The organism is Achromobacter spanius (assembly GCF_029637605.1).
In the GTDB taxonomy this organism is placed as follows: domain Bacteria; phylum Pseudomonadota; class Gammaproteobacteria; order Burkholderiales; family Burkholderiaceae_B; genus Achromobacter; species Achromobacter spanius_E.
The window spans coordinates 3,072,859-3,091,512 of sequence record NZ_CP121261.1 but is presented as its reverse complement, the minus strand read 5'-3'; the positions used below and the strand labels follow the sequence as shown (position 1 = coordinate 3,091,512).

Annotated in this window: 20 protein-coding genes and 1 pseudogene; 7 read left to right on the top strand and 14 right to left on the bottom strand. The window is 64.9% G+C overall.

Features of this window, described 5'->3' with window-relative positions; translation table 11 throughout:
- Window position 1: 1 nt before the first annotated feature.
- The 6 genes from cyoA to P8T11_RS13770 all read right to left on the bottom strand — a co-directional run bounded on the left by cyoA (window position 2) and on the right by P8T11_RS13770 (window position 4,880).
- Window positions 2-910, bottom strand: coding sequence for a ubiquinol oxidase subunit II (gene cyoA, locus P8T11_RS13795; RefSeq protein WP_268081419.1), 909 nt, complete (start codon window positions 908-910; stop codon window positions 2-4).
- Window positions 911-1,169: 259 nt separating this feature from the next.
- Window positions 1,170-1,721 (bottom strand): response regulator transcription factor, encoded by a 552-nt coding sequence (locus P8T11_RS13790; protein ID WP_043544500.1) that lies wholly within the window; start codon window positions 1,719-1,721, stop codon window positions 1,170-1,172.
- Between the two features lie 5 nt (window positions 1,722-1,726).
- Window positions 1,727-2,929 carry an ATP-binding protein gene (locus P8T11_RS13785; protein WP_230695310.1) on the bottom strand — a complete coding sequence of 401 codons (1,203 nt, stop codon included), beginning with the start codon at window positions 2,927-2,929 and terminating at the stop codon, window positions 1,727-1,729.
- A 246-nt stretch (window positions 2,930-3,175) separates the two neighbouring features.
- A complete protein-coding gene (locus P8T11_RS13780) occupies window positions 3,176-3,673 on the bottom strand; it encodes a copper chaperone PCu(A)C (protein WP_268081420.1) in 498 nt (165 codons plus the stop codon).
- An 85-nt stretch (window positions 3,674-3,758) separates the two neighbouring features.
- Entirely contained in the window at window positions 3,759-4,391 is a 633-nt protein-coding gene (locus tag P8T11_RS13775) for an SCO family protein (RefSeq protein WP_268081421.1), read from the bottom strand.
- A 60-nt stretch (window positions 4,392-4,451) separates the two neighbouring features.
- Window positions 4,452-4,880, bottom strand: a complete 429-nt coding sequence (locus P8T11_RS13770) for a DUF2946 family protein (protein ID WP_268081422.1) — start codon at window positions 4,878-4,880, stop codon at window positions 4,452-4,454.
- Between the two features lie 363 nt (window positions 4,881-5,243).
- Here P8T11_RS13770 and P8T11_RS13765 point away from each other — a divergent pair, with 363 nt between their 5' ends.
- Window positions 5,244-5,924 (top strand): peptidoglycan DD-metalloendopeptidase family protein, encoded by a 681-nt coding sequence (locus P8T11_RS13765; RefSeq protein ID WP_268081423.1) that lies wholly within the window; start codon window positions 5,244-5,246, stop codon window positions 5,922-5,924.
- A gap of 576 nt (window positions 5,925-6,500) precedes the next feature.
- Here P8T11_RS13765 and P8T11_RS13760 read toward each other — a convergent pair.
- The 3 genes from P8T11_RS13760 to P8T11_RS13750 form a co-directional block, all read right to left on the bottom strand.
- Window positions 6,501-7,256: an amino acid ABC transporter ATP-binding protein gene (locus P8T11_RS13760; protein ID WP_268081424.1), complete on the bottom strand. Its 756-nt coding sequence runs from the start codon at window positions 7,254-7,256 to the stop codon at window positions 6,501-6,503.
- The gene (locus P8T11_RS13755; RefSeq protein WP_039884473.1) at window positions 7,253-7,933 is read right to left on the bottom strand and encodes an ABC transporter permease subunit; all 681 of its coding nucleotides are present in this window, start codon (window positions 7,931-7,933) and stop codon (window positions 7,253-7,255) included. The genes P8T11_RS13760 and P8T11_RS13755 overlap by 4 nt, the downstream gene beginning before the upstream one ends.
- Window positions 7,934-8,017: 84 nt before the next feature.
- Complete coding sequence (locus P8T11_RS13750) at window positions 8,018-8,800, bottom strand: amino acid ABC transporter substrate-binding protein (RefSeq protein WP_268081425.1); 783 nt, start codon at window positions 8,798-8,800, stop codon at window positions 8,018-8,020.
- 211 nt (window positions 8,801-9,011) lie between these two features.
- Here P8T11_RS13750 and P8T11_RS13745 point away from each other — a divergent pair, with 211 nt between their 5' ends.
- The gene (locus P8T11_RS13745) at window positions 9,012-10,091 is read left to right on the top strand and encodes a P1 family peptidase (RefSeq protein ID WP_268081427.1); all 1,080 of its coding nucleotides are present in this window, start codon (window positions 9,012-9,014) and stop codon (window positions 10,089-10,091) included.
- Window positions 10,092-10,184: 93 nt separating this feature from the next.
- Entirely contained in the window at window positions 10,185-10,814 is a 630-nt protein-coding gene (gene trhA, locus P8T11_RS13740) for a PAQR family membrane homeostasis protein TrhA (protein ID WP_268081428.1), read from the top strand.
- Here the strand turns inward: trhA and P8T11_RS13735 are convergent.
- Window positions 10,811-11,284 carry an Lrp/AsnC family transcriptional regulator gene (locus P8T11_RS13735; protein WP_268081429.1) on the bottom strand — a complete coding sequence of 158 codons (474 nt, stop codon included), beginning with the start codon at window positions 11,282-11,284 and terminating at the stop codon, window positions 10,811-10,813. The genes trhA and P8T11_RS13735 overlap by 4 nt on opposite strands.
- Before the next feature lie 138 nt (window positions 11,285-11,422).
- Between P8T11_RS13735 and kynU the strand changes: the two genes are divergently transcribed.
- Both kynU and P8T11_RS13725 read left to right on the top strand, forming a co-directional pair.
- Entirely contained in the window at window positions 11,423-12,673 is a 1,251-nt protein-coding gene (gene kynU, locus P8T11_RS13730; RefSeq protein WP_268081430.1) for a kynureninase, read from the top strand.
- 79 nt (window positions 12,674-12,752) lie between these two features.
- Window positions 12,753-14,044 (top strand): annotated as a pseudogene (locus P8T11_RS13725) (amino acid permease).
- 18 nt (window positions 14,045-14,062) lie between these two features.
- Here the strand turns inward: P8T11_RS13725 and P8T11_RS13720 are convergent.
- The 4 genes from P8T11_RS13720 to P8T11_RS13705 form a co-directional block, all read right to left on the bottom strand.
- Window positions 14,063-14,497, bottom strand: coding sequence for a VOC family protein (locus P8T11_RS13720; RefSeq protein WP_268081431.1), 435 nt, complete (start codon window positions 14,495-14,497; stop codon window positions 14,063-14,065).
- A 110-nt stretch (window positions 14,498-14,607) separates the two neighbouring features.
- Window positions 14,608-15,297, bottom strand: coding sequence for a helix-turn-helix transcriptional regulator (locus P8T11_RS13715; RefSeq protein WP_268081432.1), 690 nt, complete (start codon window positions 15,295-15,297; stop codon window positions 14,608-14,610).
- A 109-nt stretch (window positions 15,298-15,406) separates the two neighbouring features.
- Window positions 15,407-16,279 carry a hypothetical protein gene (locus P8T11_RS13710; RefSeq protein WP_268081434.1) on the bottom strand — a complete coding sequence of 291 codons (873 nt, stop codon included), beginning with the start codon at window positions 16,277-16,279 and terminating at the stop codon, window positions 15,407-15,409.
- Between the two features lie 126 nt (window positions 16,280-16,405).
- Window positions 16,406-16,873 (bottom strand): CopD family protein, encoded by a 468-nt coding sequence (locus tag P8T11_RS13705; protein WP_268081435.1) that lies wholly within the window; start codon window positions 16,871-16,873, stop codon window positions 16,406-16,408.
- 156 nt (window positions 16,874-17,029) lie between these two features.
- Between P8T11_RS13705 and P8T11_RS13700 the strand changes: the two genes are divergently transcribed.
- Together P8T11_RS13700 and P8T11_RS13695 are read left to right on the top strand one after the other, a co-directional pair.
- Window positions 17,030-17,539 carry a sigma-70 family RNA polymerase sigma factor gene (locus P8T11_RS13700; RefSeq protein WP_050450060.1) on the top strand — a complete coding sequence of 170 codons (510 nt, stop codon included), beginning with the start codon at window positions 17,030-17,032 and terminating at the stop codon, window positions 17,537-17,539.
- The gene (locus P8T11_RS13695; protein ID WP_268081436.1) at window positions 17,518-18,582 is read left to right on the top strand and encodes a FecR domain-containing protein; all 1,065 of its coding nucleotides are present in this window, start codon (window positions 17,518-17,520) and stop codon (window positions 18,580-18,582) included. The genes P8T11_RS13700 and P8T11_RS13695 overlap by 22 nt, the downstream gene beginning before the upstream one ends.
- Window positions 18,583-18,654: the final 72 nt, after the last annotated feature.

The window sequence follows — 18,654 nt, the reverse complement described above, 5'->3', positions numbered from 1 at the left end:
GTTAGTTAATTCCTGCGATCAGATTGTTCGACGTGGAGGTGCACGTGGCGGAGTCCACGCCGGCCATCTTGGACATGGTGCTGCCCAGGACGAAATCAAACATGGCGGGCGGCACCGAGGCGTACTTGACGACCGGGTTGTGCTCGCTGCGCTTGGTCAGTTCCGCGTAGACCTCGGGGGTCAGCGAGGTGGGCGAAGCCTTGGCTTCCTTGACCCAGTTGTCGAACCCTTCTTGCGGCATCGCGATGGCCTTGAAGCGCATGCCGGAGAAACCGGCGCCGCTGTAGTTGGCCGAGATGCCGGCGTAGGTGCCGGCTTCGCGCGCATTCAGGTGCAACTTCGTTTCCATGCCGGCCATCGAGTAGATTTGGCTACCCAGTTGCGGAATGAAGAACGAATTCATGACCGAGGCCGACGTGATCCGGAAGTTGACCGGAACGTCCACGGGGAACGCGATCTCGTTGACCGTGGCGATGTCGTATTCGGGGTAGATGAACAGCCACTTCCAATCCAGCGACACCACCTCGATGGTGACGGGCTTGTGTTCGGAAACAAGCGGCTTGTAGGGATCCAGCGCGTGCGTGGAGCGCCAGGTGATCACGGCCAGAATCGCCACGATGATACAAGGAACGGTCCAGACCACGACTTCAATCGCCGTGGAGTGGGCCCACTTGGGCTGGTAGTCAGCTTTGGTATTGGATGCGCGATATTTCCACGCAAACGCCACGATCATGATCAGTACTGGAATCACAACGATGAGCATCAGCCCCGTCGCCGTGAACAGCAAAGTCTTTTCCTGGGCGCCAATATCTCCCTTGGGCGAGAGAATTTCCATGTTGCAGCCGCCAAGCAGCATGACCGCGCCGACGCCAAAAATGCGCGTTAGGGTCGCAAGGAGGGGGTGTTTCACGTACAGCCTTGGATGGAGGGTTGGAAATGCTGCGGAGCAGCAGGGCGAAATGCTGCCAAGCAGCAACGTCCATCCTATCGGCTTGATATCCGTCAAGCATGCGACGAATGGTCGCATTGCCTGGGAGGAATCAGCCCCCAGTGGGGCAGATTCAGGGTTTTCCTAGGGGAGTAGTTGCCCCAGGAGAGGTGCAGGGGGTGCGACGTTATGTCGCACCTGCACAATGGGGTGTTGTAAAGAAGTGTCGCACCCGCACCAATCAGTCGACGAGTACTTCGCGTTCCGGCCCCGGTTTCTTGGCCAGCTTGCGCTGTAACGACCGCCGATGCATGCCCAGGAGGCGCGCCGCCGCCGAAACATTACCGCCGGTTTCGTGCAGGGCCTGATGAATGTGTTCCCATTCTAGGCGGTGCAAGGGTGTCATGGTCGTTTCGATGGTAACGGATTCTGGCTTCACCAGACCCAGCGTGCGCAGGATCATCGGCGCGGTGGCGGGCTTGGGCAGGTAGTCGTCCGCGCCGCGCTTGATGGCCTCGACGGCGGTGGCCACGCTGGCGTAGCCGGTGACCAGCAGGATCCGCATGTCAGGGCGCAGGGCGCGCAAGGGGCGGATCAGCGTCAGGCCGGAGTCTTCGCCCAGGCGCAGGTCCACCAGGGCGAAAGCCGGACGAATCTCCTCGGCCACGCGCAGCGCTTCGGCAATGCCCGTGGCGGTTCGGGTTTCCAGGCCGCGACGCGACAGGCTGCGCTGCAAGGTGCGCACATACAGTTCGTCGTCGTCGATCAACAGGCCAAGGTCGGTAGGGTTCATCACAATCAAGTTCCGGGGTTGCCCAGGGGCAGGTAAAAACGGATGCGGGTGCCTCCCCCGACGGCGGCGGTCATGGTCATCTCGCCGCCTAGCTGCTCCACGGTGGCATGCGACAGCGCCAGGCCGACGCCCAGCCCGCCCGGCTTGCCGCTGTTGAACAGGCTGGTGGCGGGCAGCAGGGTCTGGTCAGGGTCGAAGCCCCGCCCGTAGTCCCGCACTTCACCGCGCAAGGCGCCGTAGCCATATTCCAGATGCAGGTCCACGCGCAGCGTCTCGGCGGCTTCGCCAGCGTCCGCCGCGTTGTTCAACAGCGCCTGCAACAAGTGGGCGATCGCCGGATCCACCCGCAGGCTGGGGGGCAAGGCGCCCGAGCGTTGCAGGTCGATCGTTGGCCGGATCAAGCGCCATTGGCCCACCACACGAACCAGGTCCACGGCGGTTGGGACCGCCAGATTGCGGATGCGTTCCCGGCACAGGGCCAGTAATTGGCTCAGGGTGGACACATCTTCGCGCAGGTCTTCGTCCTTGACCTCGGCGGCGATCTCGTCGGCCAGCAAGGTCATGGTGGCCAGCGGGGTGTTCAGTTCGTGCGCCATCGCGGCGGCGTGGGTGGCCAGCGCAACGATGCCTTCATTGCGGGTGAAGCGTTCGCGCAGGCGGGCCAGTTCGCGCTCGCGGGCGCGCAGGTCAGACGCCAGGCGGGTGGAAAACACCAGCACCACGATCACCGAAATCAGGAAGTTGGCGCCCAGGCCCCACAGCAGCAGCGTGTGCGTGTCTACGTCACCGCGCAGGGGCTGGCCGAAGATGCCCGCCGCCGCATAGCCGCAAATACCGGCCAGCGCCGCCGCCAGCGCCCAATTGCGCGGCAGCGCCAGGGCCGCCAGCGCGGTCAGGATCAAAAACATCATGCCGAACGGGTTGCTGATGCCGCCGCTCCAGCCAATCATCCACGACAAGGCGGCCATGTCCACCAGCAGATGGCCGAAGGCGGTGGCGTGGGACAGGTCGCGGGGATGGCGCAGCCGCAGGCTGGCATAGGCATTGAAGCCGATGAGAACGCCCACGCCGATCCACAGGGGCTCAAGCGGCAGGGCAAGGCCCAGCACGCTGCTGGCCAGCAGGATGGTGGCGGCTTGGCCGGCGATGGCAAGCCAGCGCAGGCTGCAAAGGGTACGCAGGAATGAAAAAGCGGAACTACCGGGCATATCCAGACACAGAGTTGCCGGCGGCCCGCCGGCGGGTCAAGCGCCCGGCGGCGCGGAACGCAGGCATCCGGCGCGCGGCGCAAGTGGCCGGCTGCCGTCGGGCCTTGAATTCAGGCGCCGACGGTGGACGTGCAGGCATTGTATGGCGATTCAGCGCGACACGCTGGCGGCGCGGGCTTGTGTGCGTCCCCGGTTTTGCCGCCGCCAATCGCGTTCTCTATGAATGCCCTCTATATATAGAGCGCGTTAGTGGCCGTGGGTGCCGCCTTGCGCAGCGCCGGCTTTCGCGTTCAACGCGCGCGCTTCTGCCGTGACCGACACCCGGTGCTGTTGCTGCTTGGCATCTTCAACGATCAGCGTCAGTTGCACGTGGTCGCCCGGTGTGATCTGGCGGGCCAGGTCGATCAGCATGACGTGGTAGCCGCCCGGCTTCAGGTCCACCGCCTTGCCGGCCGGCAAGTCGACGGCGGGCACCTGGCGCATTTTCATGACGTTGTCCTGCATCGCCATTTCGTGGACTTCCACATGCTTGGCGGCGTCGGACTCCACGGCCACCAGGCGGCCCGCGTCTGGCGAGGTCAGGCGCATGAACACGCCCGTGGCGTGCTGGTTGGGAACCGTGGCGCGAACCCAGGCGTCTTCCACCTTCAGCGGGGCATCGGCAGCGAGGGAGGGGGACGCAAAGCCTGCCAGCACGGACAGGGACAGGGCGGTGGCAAACGTGCGCAGCTTGAGGTTCTTCATGATGGGGTCTCTGTATTTATTAGGATGTGTGGGGATATCGGGCTAGGGGATCCATAGGAAGCCCGGGCGCGGTCGGCGCGCCGCGCTACAGCACGGTGCGCAGGTCTTCCACGCACTCGGCGGCGGTTTGTGCGTGGCGTAGCGCCAGGCGCAACTTGCCCTGGGCGTCGATCACGTAGGTCAGTGCGGTGTGGTCCATGGTGTAGGACGAGCCGGTGGGAACCTTCTGATAGAACACTTTGAAGGACTGGGCGGCGGCGCGGGTCTGTTCCGCCGAGCCGCGCAGGCCCACGAAGCTGGGGTCGAAGGCCTCGGTGTAGGCACTGAGGATTTCCGGCGTGTCGCGCTCGGGGTCCACGGTGATGAACAGCACGCGCAACTTGTCGGCCTCGGCGCCCAGCAGATCCTTCATTTCCAGGGCGCGGGTCAGCGCCGTGGGGCAGATGTCGGGGCATTGGGTAAAGCCGAAGAAGAGCAGGATGGGGTGGCCACGGTAGTCAGCCAGCCGGCGCTCTTGACCGGTCTTGTCCTGCAGTTGGAAATCGCCCGTGGGCATGCCGGACAAGTCCATGCCGTGGAGTTTGGGGGCGTCGGGGCCGCAGCCGCTCAGGGCCAGCAGGGCCAGGGAAGACAAGAGCAGGCGGCGTCGGGGATCGGGCGCGTGGGAAGGCGCGGCGCCCGCGGGCGCGCGCAATGACATAGAGCGCGGGAAACGCATGAAAACCTCTTGGGTTGACGTGTGGCTAGGCGCGCGGCGGGGCCGCGCGGTCAGGCGGAGTCAGGCCAAGAAGGGTGGGGCGCGCGAGCCTAAGGGCGGGCCATGGGCGGCCAGCGGGGGCAGGGCGCGATAGGTGGCCGCAGGCGGCGCGGGCCGGCCAGCGGGCAACAGAATCGGCGTGACGGTGGGGGTGGGCGCGGGCGCCACGTGCGCCAACAGTCCGAAGGGACATTGCGCGCCGGTGTCGGCGGTATCGTGTGAGGTCGGGCCGCCGGGGCTGCGCTTGTCCAGCACCAGATCCAGCGTGGACAATTCGCCGCCTGCCGAGCAGAAAGTGACTTCCAGCCGGCCTTCATGCAGGGCGTTGGCATCCGGCATGTAGCCGGTAGGCACCAGCGCGCGCAGGGTCAAGGCCAGAAGCGCCAGCCACAACACGCCCCGGGCGCGCACGGCGCTCCTGAAGCGGAAGAGGCGGGTCAATTCGGACATAGCGGCATTCTAGTCGATGCCCGGCGTGGCTCAGCACAGCTCGGCCCAGCGTGGCACCGGTTTCGCAAAAATCTTGGTACCCTTCTTGCTAGCTGGCTGTCCCGCTTGCCGACCTGCTTGCTCGCGCTTGCTATTCTTTAACGCGCTTACGTTGATTTCTGCGTGTGTTGATTTCTGCGTGTTTAGCTGGTTTTTGCCGTTCTTGCTCGTTCCTATCCGATCGTTCAGACCCAACCATTGCCTATTTCTGTGCCCCAGGTTTCAGTGCTTTCCCTGTCCGCCCCGACCGCGTCCACGCCGCCAGTTCTTGCCACGTCCTTGACGACCTTATCCCGTCTGTCGCGGACCAAGGCGAGGCTCTGGATGGGCCTATGCATCGTGGCCCTGGCGTTGCTCCTGTCGGCGTGCGGCACCACCAAGGTCCAGCCCGGCTACTACCGGGTGCAGTCCGGCGACACGCTGACCCAGATCGCGCGCAAGCAGGGCACGACGGTCAGCAACCTGGTGCGCTGGAACCGCCTGCCGAATTCGAACACGATCGAAGTGGGGCAGATGCTGCGGGTGGAGCCGCCCGCCGGGCAGGCCCGCACGTCCAAGTCCAGCAAGTCCGCATCCAAACCCACCGGCTCGTCGCGCGCGTCTGCATCGGCCGGCAAGCGCCGCACGGCGCCTCCCGGCGCCATCTCGCTGGTATGGCCGGCACAAGGCAAGGTCACGCGCGGGTATGACGGCGGCGGATCCAACGGCATCGTCATTTCCAACAGTTCGGGCACGCCGGTGGTAGCGTCGGCCAGCGGCACCGTGGCCTATTCCGGCAGCGGCCTGCGCGGCTACGGCCATCTGGTGATCGTCAAGCACAACGCAAGTTTTCTGAGCATCTACGCGCACAACCGCAAGCTGCTGGTCAAAGAAGGCCAGAGCGTAAAACAAGGCCAGAAAATCGCCGAGATGGGCAACAGCGACAGCAAGCAGGTCGGCCTGTATTTCGAGCTCCGCTACAACGGCCAAGCGGTTGATCCCGCAGGAAATTTGCCGCCAAAATGATGATGTCGGATGAGAGAGTCCGACCGTAGGATGGGTGCAGCGCGGCAGGCTGCGGCCAAGAACGCGACCATGAACCGCGCGAAACCCATCATGCAACGGTGGCGTTTTGCACCATCGGGGCCATCATGCAGCGGTGGCGTTTTGCACCATCGGGGCCATCATGCAACGGTGGCGTTTTGCACCGGCGCGACCATCGCGCGTTTTTTTTGGAGGGTGGTTCCACCTTCGCGGCCGGTTGATGGGTTTCGCGCGAACGGTGATTGTGTTCTTGGGCAGGGTTGTTCGCGCTGCACCCATCCTACGAGGCGTCAGCAATGTCGGACGGAATAGTCCGACCGTAGGATGGGTGCAGCGCGGCAGGCTGCGGCCAAGAACGCGACCATGAACCGCGCGAAACCCATCATGCAACGGTGGCGTTTTGCACCATCGGGGCCATCACGCAACGGTGGCGTTCTTCAACGACGCGGCCATCACGCAGGTTTTTTTGCAGGCAGGTTAAATGTCCACGGCCGGTTGATGGGTTTCGCGCGAACGGTGATTGTGTTCTTGGGCAGGGTCGTTCGCGCTGCACCCATCCTACGAGGCGCCATCTTGCGTCAGCGTTGAAATAAACGCCGCGGTCCTTTGATCCGATGGCCGGGAAAACAGCGTGCGGGATTCACCGGATTCGACCACCACGCCATCCAATAGAAACACCACTTCGCGCGACACGTTGGCGGCCAGGCGCAGGTCGTGCGTGGCCATCAGCATGGTCATGCCTTCGGCGGCCAACTGGCGCAGCACATCCACCACTTCGGCCGCCAGGCCGGGGTCCAGCGCGGACGTGGGTTCGTCGCACAGCAACACGCGCGGCGCCGGCGCCAGCGCGCGCGCGATCGCCACGCGCTGTTGTTGTCCGCCAGACAGGTTGGCGGGCCAGGCGTCGGCCTTTTCGGACATGCCCACTTTCTTCAGCAGCTCTTCCGCGCGCGCGCGGGCCTGGTCCAGCGGCCACTTCTTTACGGTCAGCAGGCCTTCCATGACGTTGCCCATCACCGTCTGGTGCGGGAACAACTGAAAATTCTGGAACACCATGCCCGTCTGCCTGCGCACGCGCTGCACCTGTTCCCGCGTCAGCTTCTTCCCGGGCTCGAAGTCGACGGTTTCGGGGCCGATGGCAAGCGTGCCAAAGTCGGGCACTTCCAGCAGGTTCACACAGCGTAGCAATGTGCTCTTGCCGCTGCCGGACGGGCCGATCAGCGCGGTGACGCTGCCTTCGGCTATGCTGACGTCCACCTGCTTGAGCACCGGATTGCCGCCAAACGATTTTTCGATTTTCTGCAGCCGTATCATCGGGTCTTCTCGGAAAACACCGCGTGCTGGCCAAAGCGCCGTTCCAGGCGCACTTGCGCGGCGGACAACACAGAACTGAACACCAGGTAGATCAGCGCGGCTTCGGTATAGAGGATCAGCGGTTCATACGTAACCGCCGCAATGCGCTGGGCCGCCTGGAAGATCTCGGGCACGGTCAGCACCGCCGCCAGCGACGTGTCCTTGACCAGTGCAATGAATGAGTTCGACAGCGGCGGCACCGCCACGCGGGCGGCTTGCGGCAAAATCGTGCGGCGCAGTGCCTGGCCGCGCGTCATGCTCAGCGAGTAGGCCGCTTCCCATTGGCCCTTGGTAATGGATTCGATGGCACCCCGGATGACTTCGGAGTTGTAGGCGCCCACGTTCAGCGTGAAGCCGATCAAGGCGGCGGGCAAGGGATCCAGCACGATGCCCACGCTGGGCAGGCCGTAAAAAATCACGAACAACTGCACCAGCAGCGGCGTGCCCCGGATCAGCCACACATAAAAGCGCACCAGCGCCACCAGCGGCGCCGGCCCGAACAGCCGGATCAACGCCACCACGAACGCCAGTGCCAGGCCCAGCGCGAACGACATCAAGGTCAGCGGTACGGTGAACACCAGCCCGGCGTGCAGCAGCGGCCAGAACGAATCGGCCATCAATTGCACCCAGGCCGGCACGGTCCATGACCCGATCTGCGCCAGCAGCCAATCGGGGATGACGGCCTGGAGCCAGGTAGGTAGCGTCATGTGTGTGTCCGTGGCTTATTGCGCCGACAAATCCGTGCCGAAGTATTTGACCGAAATGGTCTTGTAGGTGCCGTCAGCCTTGATATCCGCCAGGGCCTTGTTGATGGCGGCCTGCAGTTCGGGGTTGCCCTTGCGCATCAGCACGCCCGAGTTGCTGAATTCAGCGGTCTTGTCGGTGGCGGCGATCTTCACCTTGGCGTTGGGCTTTTGCTTCTTGAAATCCAGGAACGATAGCTTGTCGTTGACCGTGGCTTCCACGCGGCCCGAGGTCAAGAGGTCAATGGCTTCGTTAAAGCCCTGCACCGCCACCACTTCCGCGCCGTGGCTTTGCGCCAGCTTGCCGAAATTGCTGGTCAGCGTATTGGCCGACTTCTTGCCCTTGAGGTCATCGAAGGACTTGATGCTGGTGTTGTCGTCGCGCACGATCAACACCGCAGCCGACGAGATGTACGGATCAGAAAAGTCGTATTTTTGTTTGCGCGCGTCGGTGATGCCCACCTGGTTGATCACGACGTCATAGCGCTTGGCGTCCAGGCCGGCAATGAGGCCGTCCCATTTACCTTCGACGAACTGGGCTTTGACGCCCAGGCGTTCGGCAATGGCGCGCCCAATCTCTACGTCAAAACCGGTAAGCTGCCCCGATGCGTCGTGGAAGGTGAAGGGGGCGTAGGTGCCTTCGGTGCCAATTTTGAAGGTGCCCGCGGACTTGATCTGGTCCAGCCCGGATTGGGCGTGGGCGGCGCCCAAGGCGGTGGCCTGGATCAGGCCGGCAATGAACAACGAGCGTAAGAGTTTCATGGCAATGCTCCGGAATATCGGTGTCATGTTGGAGGGCTCCGTGATGCGCGGGCCCCCGTCATAGCCGCACTCTAGCAACGCACCTATTTTTCCACAAAGCATAAGGAATAGTAAAAATATAGCTTTTAGTAATTAACAAGTTTCCGATCGGTATGTAGCGGTCGGGGCGTCATCGGGTAAATCGCAGCAAGTCATCCGCAAGGAAAGGGAGATGGGTTTGGAACAGCAATGGAACAGGCGGACATTCATGGCGGCTGCCGCGGGCGCGGCGGCTATGGCTGGCGGCATGCCCGCCCAAGCCAATGGCTCGCGGCTGATGCCAGGGGGCGGCAGCATTACCCAGGTTGCGGGCTTGCGCGTGGGGCACTACACCGACACGCGCCGCCCCACCGGCTGCACGGTCATCATTGCCGAAGCGGGTGCAACGGGCGGCGTGGATGTGCGCGGCGCCGCGCCCGGCACCCGTGAAACCGATTTGCTCAACCCCGTCAACATGGTGGAAAAAGTGCATGCCATCGTGCTGTCGGGCGGCAGCGCGTTCGGGCTGGACGCCGCCAGCGGCGTGATGCGCTACCTGGAAGAAAAGAAGATCGGCTTTGACGTCGGCGTGGCGCACGTGCCCATCGTGCCGTCGGCCATCCTGTTCGATCTGGGCGTGGGCGATGCGTCGATCCGCCCGGATGCGGCGGCGGGCTACCAGGCGTGCAAGACGGCGTCCACCGACGCACCCGAGGAAGGCAACGTGGGGGCGGGCGCGGGCGCTACCGTGGGCAAGCTGTACGGCCCCAAGCGCGCCATGAAGGGCGGCATCGGCAGCGCGTCGCTGACGGTGGCGGGCGTGACGGTGGGCGCCATCGTGGCGGTCAACGCAGTGGGCGACGTGCTGGACCCCGCCACCGGCCGCATCCTGGCTGGCGCGCGCACGGCGGACGGCAAGCAGTTCCTGGATACGCGCGCGGCCATCCTGGCCGGCGACCTGCCCCGGTCGATGCGCGCGGGCACGGCCACCACCATCGGCGTGGTCGCCACCGATGCCACGCTGACCAAGGCGCAGGCGCAGAAAATCGCCGGCATGGCCCACGATGGACTGGCCCGCAGCATCAACCCCATCCACACCATGCTGGACGGCGACACGATTTTTACGCTGGGCACCGGCACGTCGGGCAAGCCGGGCAACGTCATGTTGCTGGGCGTAATGGCGGCCGAAGCCATGGCCATCGCGGTGCAGCGCGCCATCCTGGCCGCGCGCGCGGTGGAAGGCTATCCCGCCGCGATGGATTTCATCGCCTGACCTCCGGGCGCGGCCCGCCGGTGACCTCAAGCTGTCACACGGCGGGCCCATGATGGCCTGGGCCGGCTTGGCACCGGCGCGCTGGGAGGACACATGTACGAAGGCGAACGACTCAATGGCGCCACGCATCTGGCGGGCCTGGCGATGGCCGTGGCCGCGTCCGGCGCGCTGATCGCGCGCGCGGCGGAACTGAACGTGGATACGCGGCAGATCATCAGTTGCGCCGTGTTCGCGGCGTCGATGATCGCGGTGTATGCCTCGTCGGTGCTGTATCACTGCACGCGCGGCCGCTACAAGGCGCGCTGGGCCAAGGCCGACCACTGCGCCATCTACCTGTTGATTGCGGGCACCTACACACCGCTGGCCTTCGGCCCCGTGGATCACGCCTGGAGCGCGGCCATGGGCGTGGCGATATGGCTGCTGGCGGCCATCGGCATCAGCCGTGAACTGTGGTGGGCGCGCGGCGCGGCGCCGGCCCTGCCGCTGTACCTGGCCATGGGCTGGCTGGGGGTGATATTCGCCGCCCCGATCGCGGGCGCCTTGTCGTCGGCGGGCCTGGCCTGGTTACTGGCGGGCGCGGCCGCGTACACGGTGGGCACGCTGTTCTACGTGAAAGACAAACGTTGGCGCCATGCCCACGGCATCTGGCATCTGTTCGTGATGGTGGGCTCGGCCTGCCACTTCGTCACGGTGTTTGGATTTCTACGATTCGGTGCGGCCTAGCGCCACGCAGCCAGCGGCAGCATGCCGCCCCGGTCTTTCACTTTGCGCATGACGATATGCGAACACAGGTCGCGCACGCCCGCGATCTTGCTCAGCTTGTCTTCGACAAACTGCGAGAACGCCGCCAGGTTGCGGGTGCGCACCGACAAGATGTAATTCGACGCGCCGGTCACGATGCTGGCTTCGGTGATTTCGTCGTGCGCCGCGATGCCGGCCAGAAAGGCCTCGTGCCATCCCGGGTTCGACTGGTCCAGCGACACGTGGACGATGGCTTCCAGTTCAAAGCCCAGCTTGTCGGCGTCCAGCACCGCCCGGTAGTGGCGAATGAACCCGGCTTCCTCCAGCGCCCGCACGCGGCGCAGGCATGCCGATGGCGACAGCGCCACCTGCTCGGCCAGGTCCTGGTTGCTGAGCTGCCCGTTCTCTTGCAGGCGGTACAGAATGCGTTGGTCGGTGGCGTCTAGATGCATGGTGCAATCCAATTCTAATAATTGAAATTCAGCGCAATTCAATGCGGATTCCTAGGGTAAGCCACGCCTGTTTTTGCAATTTTTCGGCCCTGGCGCGCTGCTATCCTGTTTGCAGCATATTGCCCGAAGGAGCACCGCATGACTACCCGCGAAGACTGCGTCGCCGCAGACCGGAAAGACCCCCTGGCCCCCCTGAAAGACCGCTTCGAGCTGCCGCCTGGCGTGCTCTATATGGATGGCAATTCGCTGGGCGTGATGCCCAAGGGCGCCGCCGCCCGCGCCGCCGGCGTGATCACGCAGGAATGGGGCACCGACCTGATCCGCAGCTGGAACACGGCCGGCTGGTTCGAACTGCCCGCGCGCCTGGGCAATAAGCTGGGCAGCCTGTTGGGCGCGCGCGACGGTGAAATGGTGGTTACCGACACCACCTCGCTGAACATCTTCAAGGCGCTGGCCGCCGCGCTGCGCATCCAGCAGCAACAGCAGCCGGCACGCCGCGTCATCCTGTCCGAACGCGACAACTTCCCGACCGATCTCTACATGGTCCAGGGCATGATCGACCTGCTGCAACAGGGCTACGAGATGCGCCTGATCGACGACGAACTGCCGCTGGACAAGGCGCTGGACGACTCGGTTGCCGTCATGCTGCTGTCGCACGTCAACTATCGCAGCGGCCAGATGCACGACATGGCCTCGGTGACCGCGCTGGCGCACGAGCGCGGCGCGCTCACCATCTGGGACCTGGCGCACGCGGCCGGCGCGGTGCCGGTGGATCTGAACGGCGCCAACGCCGACTTCGCCGTGGGCTGCACCTATAAGTACTTGAACGGCGGCCCCGGCTCGCCGGCTTTCATCTGGGTGGCCCCGCGCCACACCAAGGACTTCTGGCAGCCGCTGTCCGGCTGGTGGGGCCATACGCGGCCGTTCGACATGGCCGTGGCTTACGAGCCGGCCGGCGGCATCCGCCGCTACCTGTGTGGCACCCAGCCCATCGTGTCCTTGTCGCTGGTGGAATGCGGGCTGGACGTGGCGCAGGCCGCCGACATGGCGCAGGTGCGCGAGAAATCGCTGGCGCTGGGCGACCTGTTCATCAAGCTGGTTGAGGAACGCTGCGCGGACCATCCGCTGAAGCTCGTCACGCCGCGCACGCACGCTGAACGCGGCAGCCACGTGAGCTTCCTGCATCCCAACGGCTACGAGGTCATGCAGGCGCTGATCGCGCGCGGCCTGATCGGCGATTACCGCGAACCCGAAGTGCTGCGCTTTGGCCTGACGCCGCTGTACTTCGGCCATGCCGACGTCTGGGACGCGGTGGACATCCTGAAAGACGTGCTGGACACGCGCGCCTGGGACAAGCCGGAATTCAAGCAACGCTCGGCCGTGACCTGAACGCCAGAGAGCGTGGCCCAAGCTCGCTGGGCCGAACCGGCATCACAACCATAAAGCGAGCGCAATACAGGAGGAGACAATGAAAAAATCACAAGGATTCGGCCAGATCGCCGAACGCGAACAGGGGCTCAAGCGGCGCCTGACTTCGGGCCAGATGAGCATGATCGCCATCGGCGGGGCCATCGGCACGGGCCTGTTTCTGGGCAGTAAATTCGCCATCGGCTTTGCCGGACCCAGCGTCATCATCAGCTACGCCATTGGCGGGCTGATCACGCTGCTGCTGATGGGCTGCCTGGCGGAAATGACGGTGGCGCATTCCACCTCGGGGTCGTTCGGCGCCTATGCCGAGCACTACATCGGCCCGCTGGCCGGCTTTCTGGTGCGCTATGCGTACTGGTCGTGCGTGGTGCTGGCGGTGGGCACCGAGGTGACCGCCGTGGCCGAGTACATGCATTTCTGGTTCCCGGATGTGCCGGGGTGGCTATGGGTGTGCGTGTTCTCGGGGGGGTTGATCCTGGTGAACGCGATGAGCGTCAAGGCGTTCGGCACTATCGAATACTGGTTCTCCACCATCAAGATTACCGCCATCGTGGCCTTCATCATCCTGGGCGCGTACGTGGTGTGGGGCAACCCGCAGTACGGCGTGGCGCAGTACACGGCGCACGGCGGCTTCTTTCCGAACGGGTTGTGGGGCATGTGGATTGCCGTGGTGATATCGATTTTCAGCTACCTGAGCGTCGAGATGATCGCGGTGGCCGCGGGCGAGGCCGAAGACCCCGAGCGCGCCGTGAAGAAGGCGTTTCGCGCCACTATCGTGCGGCTGGTCGTGTTCTACCTGCTGACCTTGGCGTTGATATTGGCGATCGTCCCCTGGAACGAAGCCGGCAAGGAAGGCAGCCCCTTCGTGAAGGTGATGCTGGCGCTGGACATCCCGGGCGCGGCGGGCGTCATCAACTTCATCGTGCTGGTGGCGGCCTTGTCGGCCATGAACAGCCAGCTTTACATCACCACGCGCATGATGTTCAGCCTGTCGCGCGCGGGCCATGCGCCCTCGTTGTTCGGCCGCCTGACCAAGAGCGGCACGCCGCTGAACGCGCTGCTGCTGTCCACCAGCGGCATCGCCATCGCCGCCGCTGGGCACGGGAAGGCGGCGGCGCGCTGTCGTTCCGCATGCCCGGCTTTCCGGTGCTGACGTTGCTGGGCGCGGTGGCGATGCTGGCGATTTTGGTCACCACCTATTTCACCAACGTGTTCCAGATGACCTTGGTGTTCGGGGTGCCGTTCCTGCTGATCCTGGCCGTGCTGTATGCGGTGCTGTTCAAGAAGCGCGGGGAAGCCGTTGTGCTTCAGGCCCGCCAGCAGCGCGGCTGACCGGCGGCCCGCGCCGGATCAGAGAGCATGAGCGGCCACGGTGTCGGCGGGTTCCGCCACCGTGGCTGGTTCGCGTGCCGGCGCAAACACACGCAGGCGGTGGCCGTCAGGGTCCAGCGCCACGAAAGTGCGGCCGAAATCCATGTTGGTGGGCGCTTGCAGAATGGGCAGGCCGCGCAGGCTCCAGTCAAGATGGCGCTGGTTGAGCGCGTCGGCATCCGCCACGCAGAACGCCAGTTCAGAGGCGCCGCCCCGGCCCGCCGCGGCCGGCTCCACCGTGTAGCGCGACCACAGGCCCAGCTTCAAGCCGGAGTCCAGCACGAAGAGCGCAAACGTGGGCGAGCTTTCAACGGGCGGACGTTGCAGCAGGGCGCTGTAGAACGCCGCGCTGGTCTGCGGCTTTTCAACGTAGAAGATGACGAGATTGGTGTCGGCGGGGTTTGTGCGAGGCATGACGCGCTCCTGGGTGAGGGATGCACGTATCTTAGGCAGGGGTGCTGTCAGTTTTTGGCAGTAGCGTGCGTCATGCAGTTCAGCCATTCAGCAATTCAGCACTTCCGCATTCAGCAATCCTGCGACTCCTGCGCAATGGCGCGCCACTCTTTCAGCAGCACGTGGCGGCGGCGGGGATAGCGCTCGCCGGGTGTCAGCGTGGCGATGCGGTCGGTGCGGAAATGGCGGAAGTCCTGCCGCAGCTCGCACCAGGCCATGACGATGCGCACGCTGTCGAAAAAGCCCAGGGCAAACGGCCATATCACCCGGTCGGAATCCGAGCCCTTGTCGTCGCGGTAGCGGATGTGCAAGGCGTGTTCCGTGCGTATCGCCTGGCGGATCAGCGCCACGTCGATCCGGTCCACCACCGCGATGGCGCTGGGCGCCACCAAGAGCGGAATGGCGTCCAGCTCATCGCGCAGTTCCTGCGGCAATACGGCGCCGATCTTGGCCAGCGCGTTGCGCGCCGCCATCCCTAAGCGCTCGTCGGAACGTCCCGCGACCCAGCGGGTGCCCAGCACCAGCGCCTCGATTTCTTCGGTGCTGAACATCAGCGGCGGCAGCATGAAGCCGGGGCGCAGCACGTAGCCCACGCCCGGCTCGCCTTCGATCTCCGCGCCCTGGCATTGCAGCGTCGCGATGTCGCGGTACAGCGTGCGCAGGCTGATGCCCATTTCGGCGGCAAGCCGATGCCCGCTGACGGGCAGGCGGTGGCGGCGCAGGGTCTGGAGCAGGTCCAGAAGTCGTTCGGTGCGGGACATGGGGAAAGGGCGCGTGAGGGGATGGCGTAATGCTGCCATGGAATGGCAGCAGTCGGCAGTCTGATCCTTGCCCAATCCCTCCCGGCCCGCACCGGAGCGCGGTCGGCGCTTAGGCGCCGATCTTCTTGCCCGTGGCCACGTCCATCACCGAGCCGTCTTCCAGGCTGACGCGATAGATCTCGCGCACGACGTTGCCGGCGAAGCCGATTTCCACAATGGATACGTCCTTGAACGTGGTGTTGATGCCGTCGGGCAGCGCCGCGTTGAACTTGGCGGATTCCTGCTTCATGGCGTCCTGCAAGCGGGTGTCGTAGCGCGTCATGCTGTAGACCAGCGTGGTGTGCGGGTTATGGGCGCGCAGCTCTTTGCCGTCTTGCATCACATTGACGCCGCTGACGCCCACGGTCTTGACCAGCGCGCGGCCGGCGTCACTCATTTTGGCGTAGACGGGGCCGGTCACGCGCGGCAGGGGGCCGTCGCGCAAGGGCGCCAGCGCGGCGGTGGCCACGGTGTTGTAGCGCATCATGTCTTCGAAGCCCTGGCCGCTTTTGACCACGCCCAGGTCCAGCCACCACGGGTGCCCCGCGTCCTTGGCGGCTTCGGTCGGGTAGAAGGTTTTCAACGTGACCTGCAAGGGCGCGGGCGGCTTGGGCAGCGCCTTGAGCATGCGGGCGGGGGTGGCGGGGTCGGCACTGTGGATGTGCACCACCGTCACGTGCGGCAGGTTGGGCGTGGCGGCCTCGGTGTTCAGGCCCAGCGCCAGCAGGTCCTGTTTCAAGACGCCATTCACCTTGGCATCCAGCACCGCGTTGACCTCTTGCGGCAGGCGGTACACCACGCCGTAAGTGGCCTTGTGGCTGCGGAACTCGGGCTTGTCCAGGGCGCTGTTGTCGATGGCGTCGGCGCCGTGGGCGGCGAACGATGCGGCGAACGAAGTGGCGAACAGGCCGAGGGCGGCCAGATGCAATGCACGTTTGATCATGGGGAATCCCTTATCGTTGTTGACGTGACCCGCGAGAGTCATCCCCAGTGTGTCCGCCACGGATGTACGGCGTATTGCACCAAACGAAAGAATTCCGATACCAGCCGCTGCCCGGCCGATGGCTGGCTACGCCAGGAACGCCACGCCCACGACGACGATGCCCAGCACCAGGTTCACGCCCACCCAGCGGCGGATTCCCGCCATGGCCTCGCCCCCCTTGGGCCAGTCCGACGCGGCCACCGCAAGCGCCAGACGCTTGTACAGCGCGAACCGGATATGGCCGAAGATGGCCATCATCACCAGCCCGCCCGTCGCCATCAGCGTCCAACTGCGCGGCATGAAGAATTCGCCGCCGGTCTGCGCCGCCAGGCTGCCCGCCTGCCCGATCATCCATGCGCCCGTCAGCAGAATCAGCACGATCGCCGCCAGCACCGCGTTCAGAAATGGCCGCAGCACCGAGGCCATCAGCGTCAGGCGTGTCTTGGGTTCCAACTGCGCGGCCGCCGGCCGCAGGAAACAGTGCGCGAACAGCATGCCGCCCACCCACAGGATCACGGCAATCACGTGGATGAATTTCAAGACGCTATAGATCATGGAGCCAGCCCTGTCGGTAAGGGGCCGCGGGGCGCGGCCGGTCTGTCCGCATGATATCTCCGCCGCCGTGTTTCGCTTGGACTTGACCGGAAACCTGGTTTTGCAATTAGAATGAGATTGATTTTTATTTGTGTTGTAGTGTTCTGGGAGCCCGTCGTGCCGAACCCTGTGCTCGCTTCAGGCGACACCGTCCAATGTCTGTACCGCAGCCACCACGGGTGGCTGCAAAATTGGTTGCGCGCGAAGCTGGGCAACACCTTCGACGCCGCGGACCTGGCTCAGGACACCTTCGTGCGCGTGCTGCGCCATCGCCACGACCTGGACGCACTGCGTGAACCGCGCGCCTATCTCACCACCATCGCCAAGCGCCTGCTGCTGAATCATCATCGGCGCCGCTCGGTCGAAAACGCCTATCTGGAAGCACTGGCGCTGATGCCCGAACAGATTGCGCCGCCCGCCGAGCAGCGCCTGATCATTCTGGAAACGCTACAGGAAATTGACGAAATGCTGGCCGGGCTGTCGCTGCCCGCGCGCCAGGCCTTTCTGATGGCGCAGCTGGAAGACCTGAGCCATGGCGAAATCGCCCAGCGGCTTAACGTGTCGCTGCGTACCGTGCACCGCTACATCGCCAGAGGGTTCGAGCAATGCATCATGGCGGTGAGTTGAACGGCGTGGACGGCGAACTGCCCGCCGTCGAACGCAATGTGGCGCGCGAAGCCGCGCGCTGGCTGCTGCGCTTGAGTTCGGGCCGCGCCACCGACGCCGACGTGCAGGCCTGCGATCAATGGCGCGCCAGCAAGGCTGAACACGAACACGCCTGGCAGCGCGCGCAGCGGGTCAACGAACGCTTCGGCCTGATCCCGTCGGCGCTGGGCATGGCCACCTTGAACCGGCCCGAACTGTCATCGCGCCGCGCGGCCTTGAAGACCTTGGTGGCGTTGATGGTGGCGGGGCCGGTGGGGTGGGCGGCGTGGCGCGCCGACCCCATGAATTGGACTGCCGACTACCGCAGCGGCGCTGGCGAGCGGCGTAACGTGGTGCTGGCCGACGGGTCCACCCTGCAACTGAATACCGCCAGCGCGGTGGACGTGGCCTTCGATGCCAGCACGCGGCTGCTGCGGCTGCGCGCTGGCGAAATTGCCGTGCATGTGGTGGCGGACTCGGTCGCAAATCCCGTGGGTAATTCAGTGGCGAATCCCGTGGCCGATTCAGTGGCCGACTCCGTGGCAGCCCCCTTTGCGCAACCGCGCCCCTTCGTCGTCCGCACCCGCCTGGGTGATATCGAAGCCCCGCCTTCGCGCTTTTGTGTGCGCGAGGACGGCGTGCAATGCCAGGTCAGCGTGCAGGAAGGCCGTGTGCGCCTCAGCCGGCGCGGGCGCGTCGTCAGCCTGGCGGCGGGCCAGCAGGGCAGCCTGAGCGAAGCCGGCGTGTCCGACCCGTCGCCCGCCGACCCGCATGCCGGCGACTGGATGCGCGGGGTGCTGCACGCCAGCCAGTTGCGTCTGGATGCCTTTGCCGTGGAGCTTGGCCGGTATCGCCCGGGGGTGTTGCGCTGCGACCCCGAAGTCGCGCATCTGCGGATATCCGGCGCCTTCCAACTGAACGATACCGACGCCGTGCTGGCCGCCTTGCCCGCGACCCTGCCGGTGCAAGTGCGCTACCGCACGCCCTATTGGGTGACCATCGGGCCGCGCGCGTCGTCGGCGTGAATACGGCGCTGTTACAAAATACCCGCGCGCAAGCTGTCCGATTTCAAAATCACGCGGGTCATGGTCTGTATA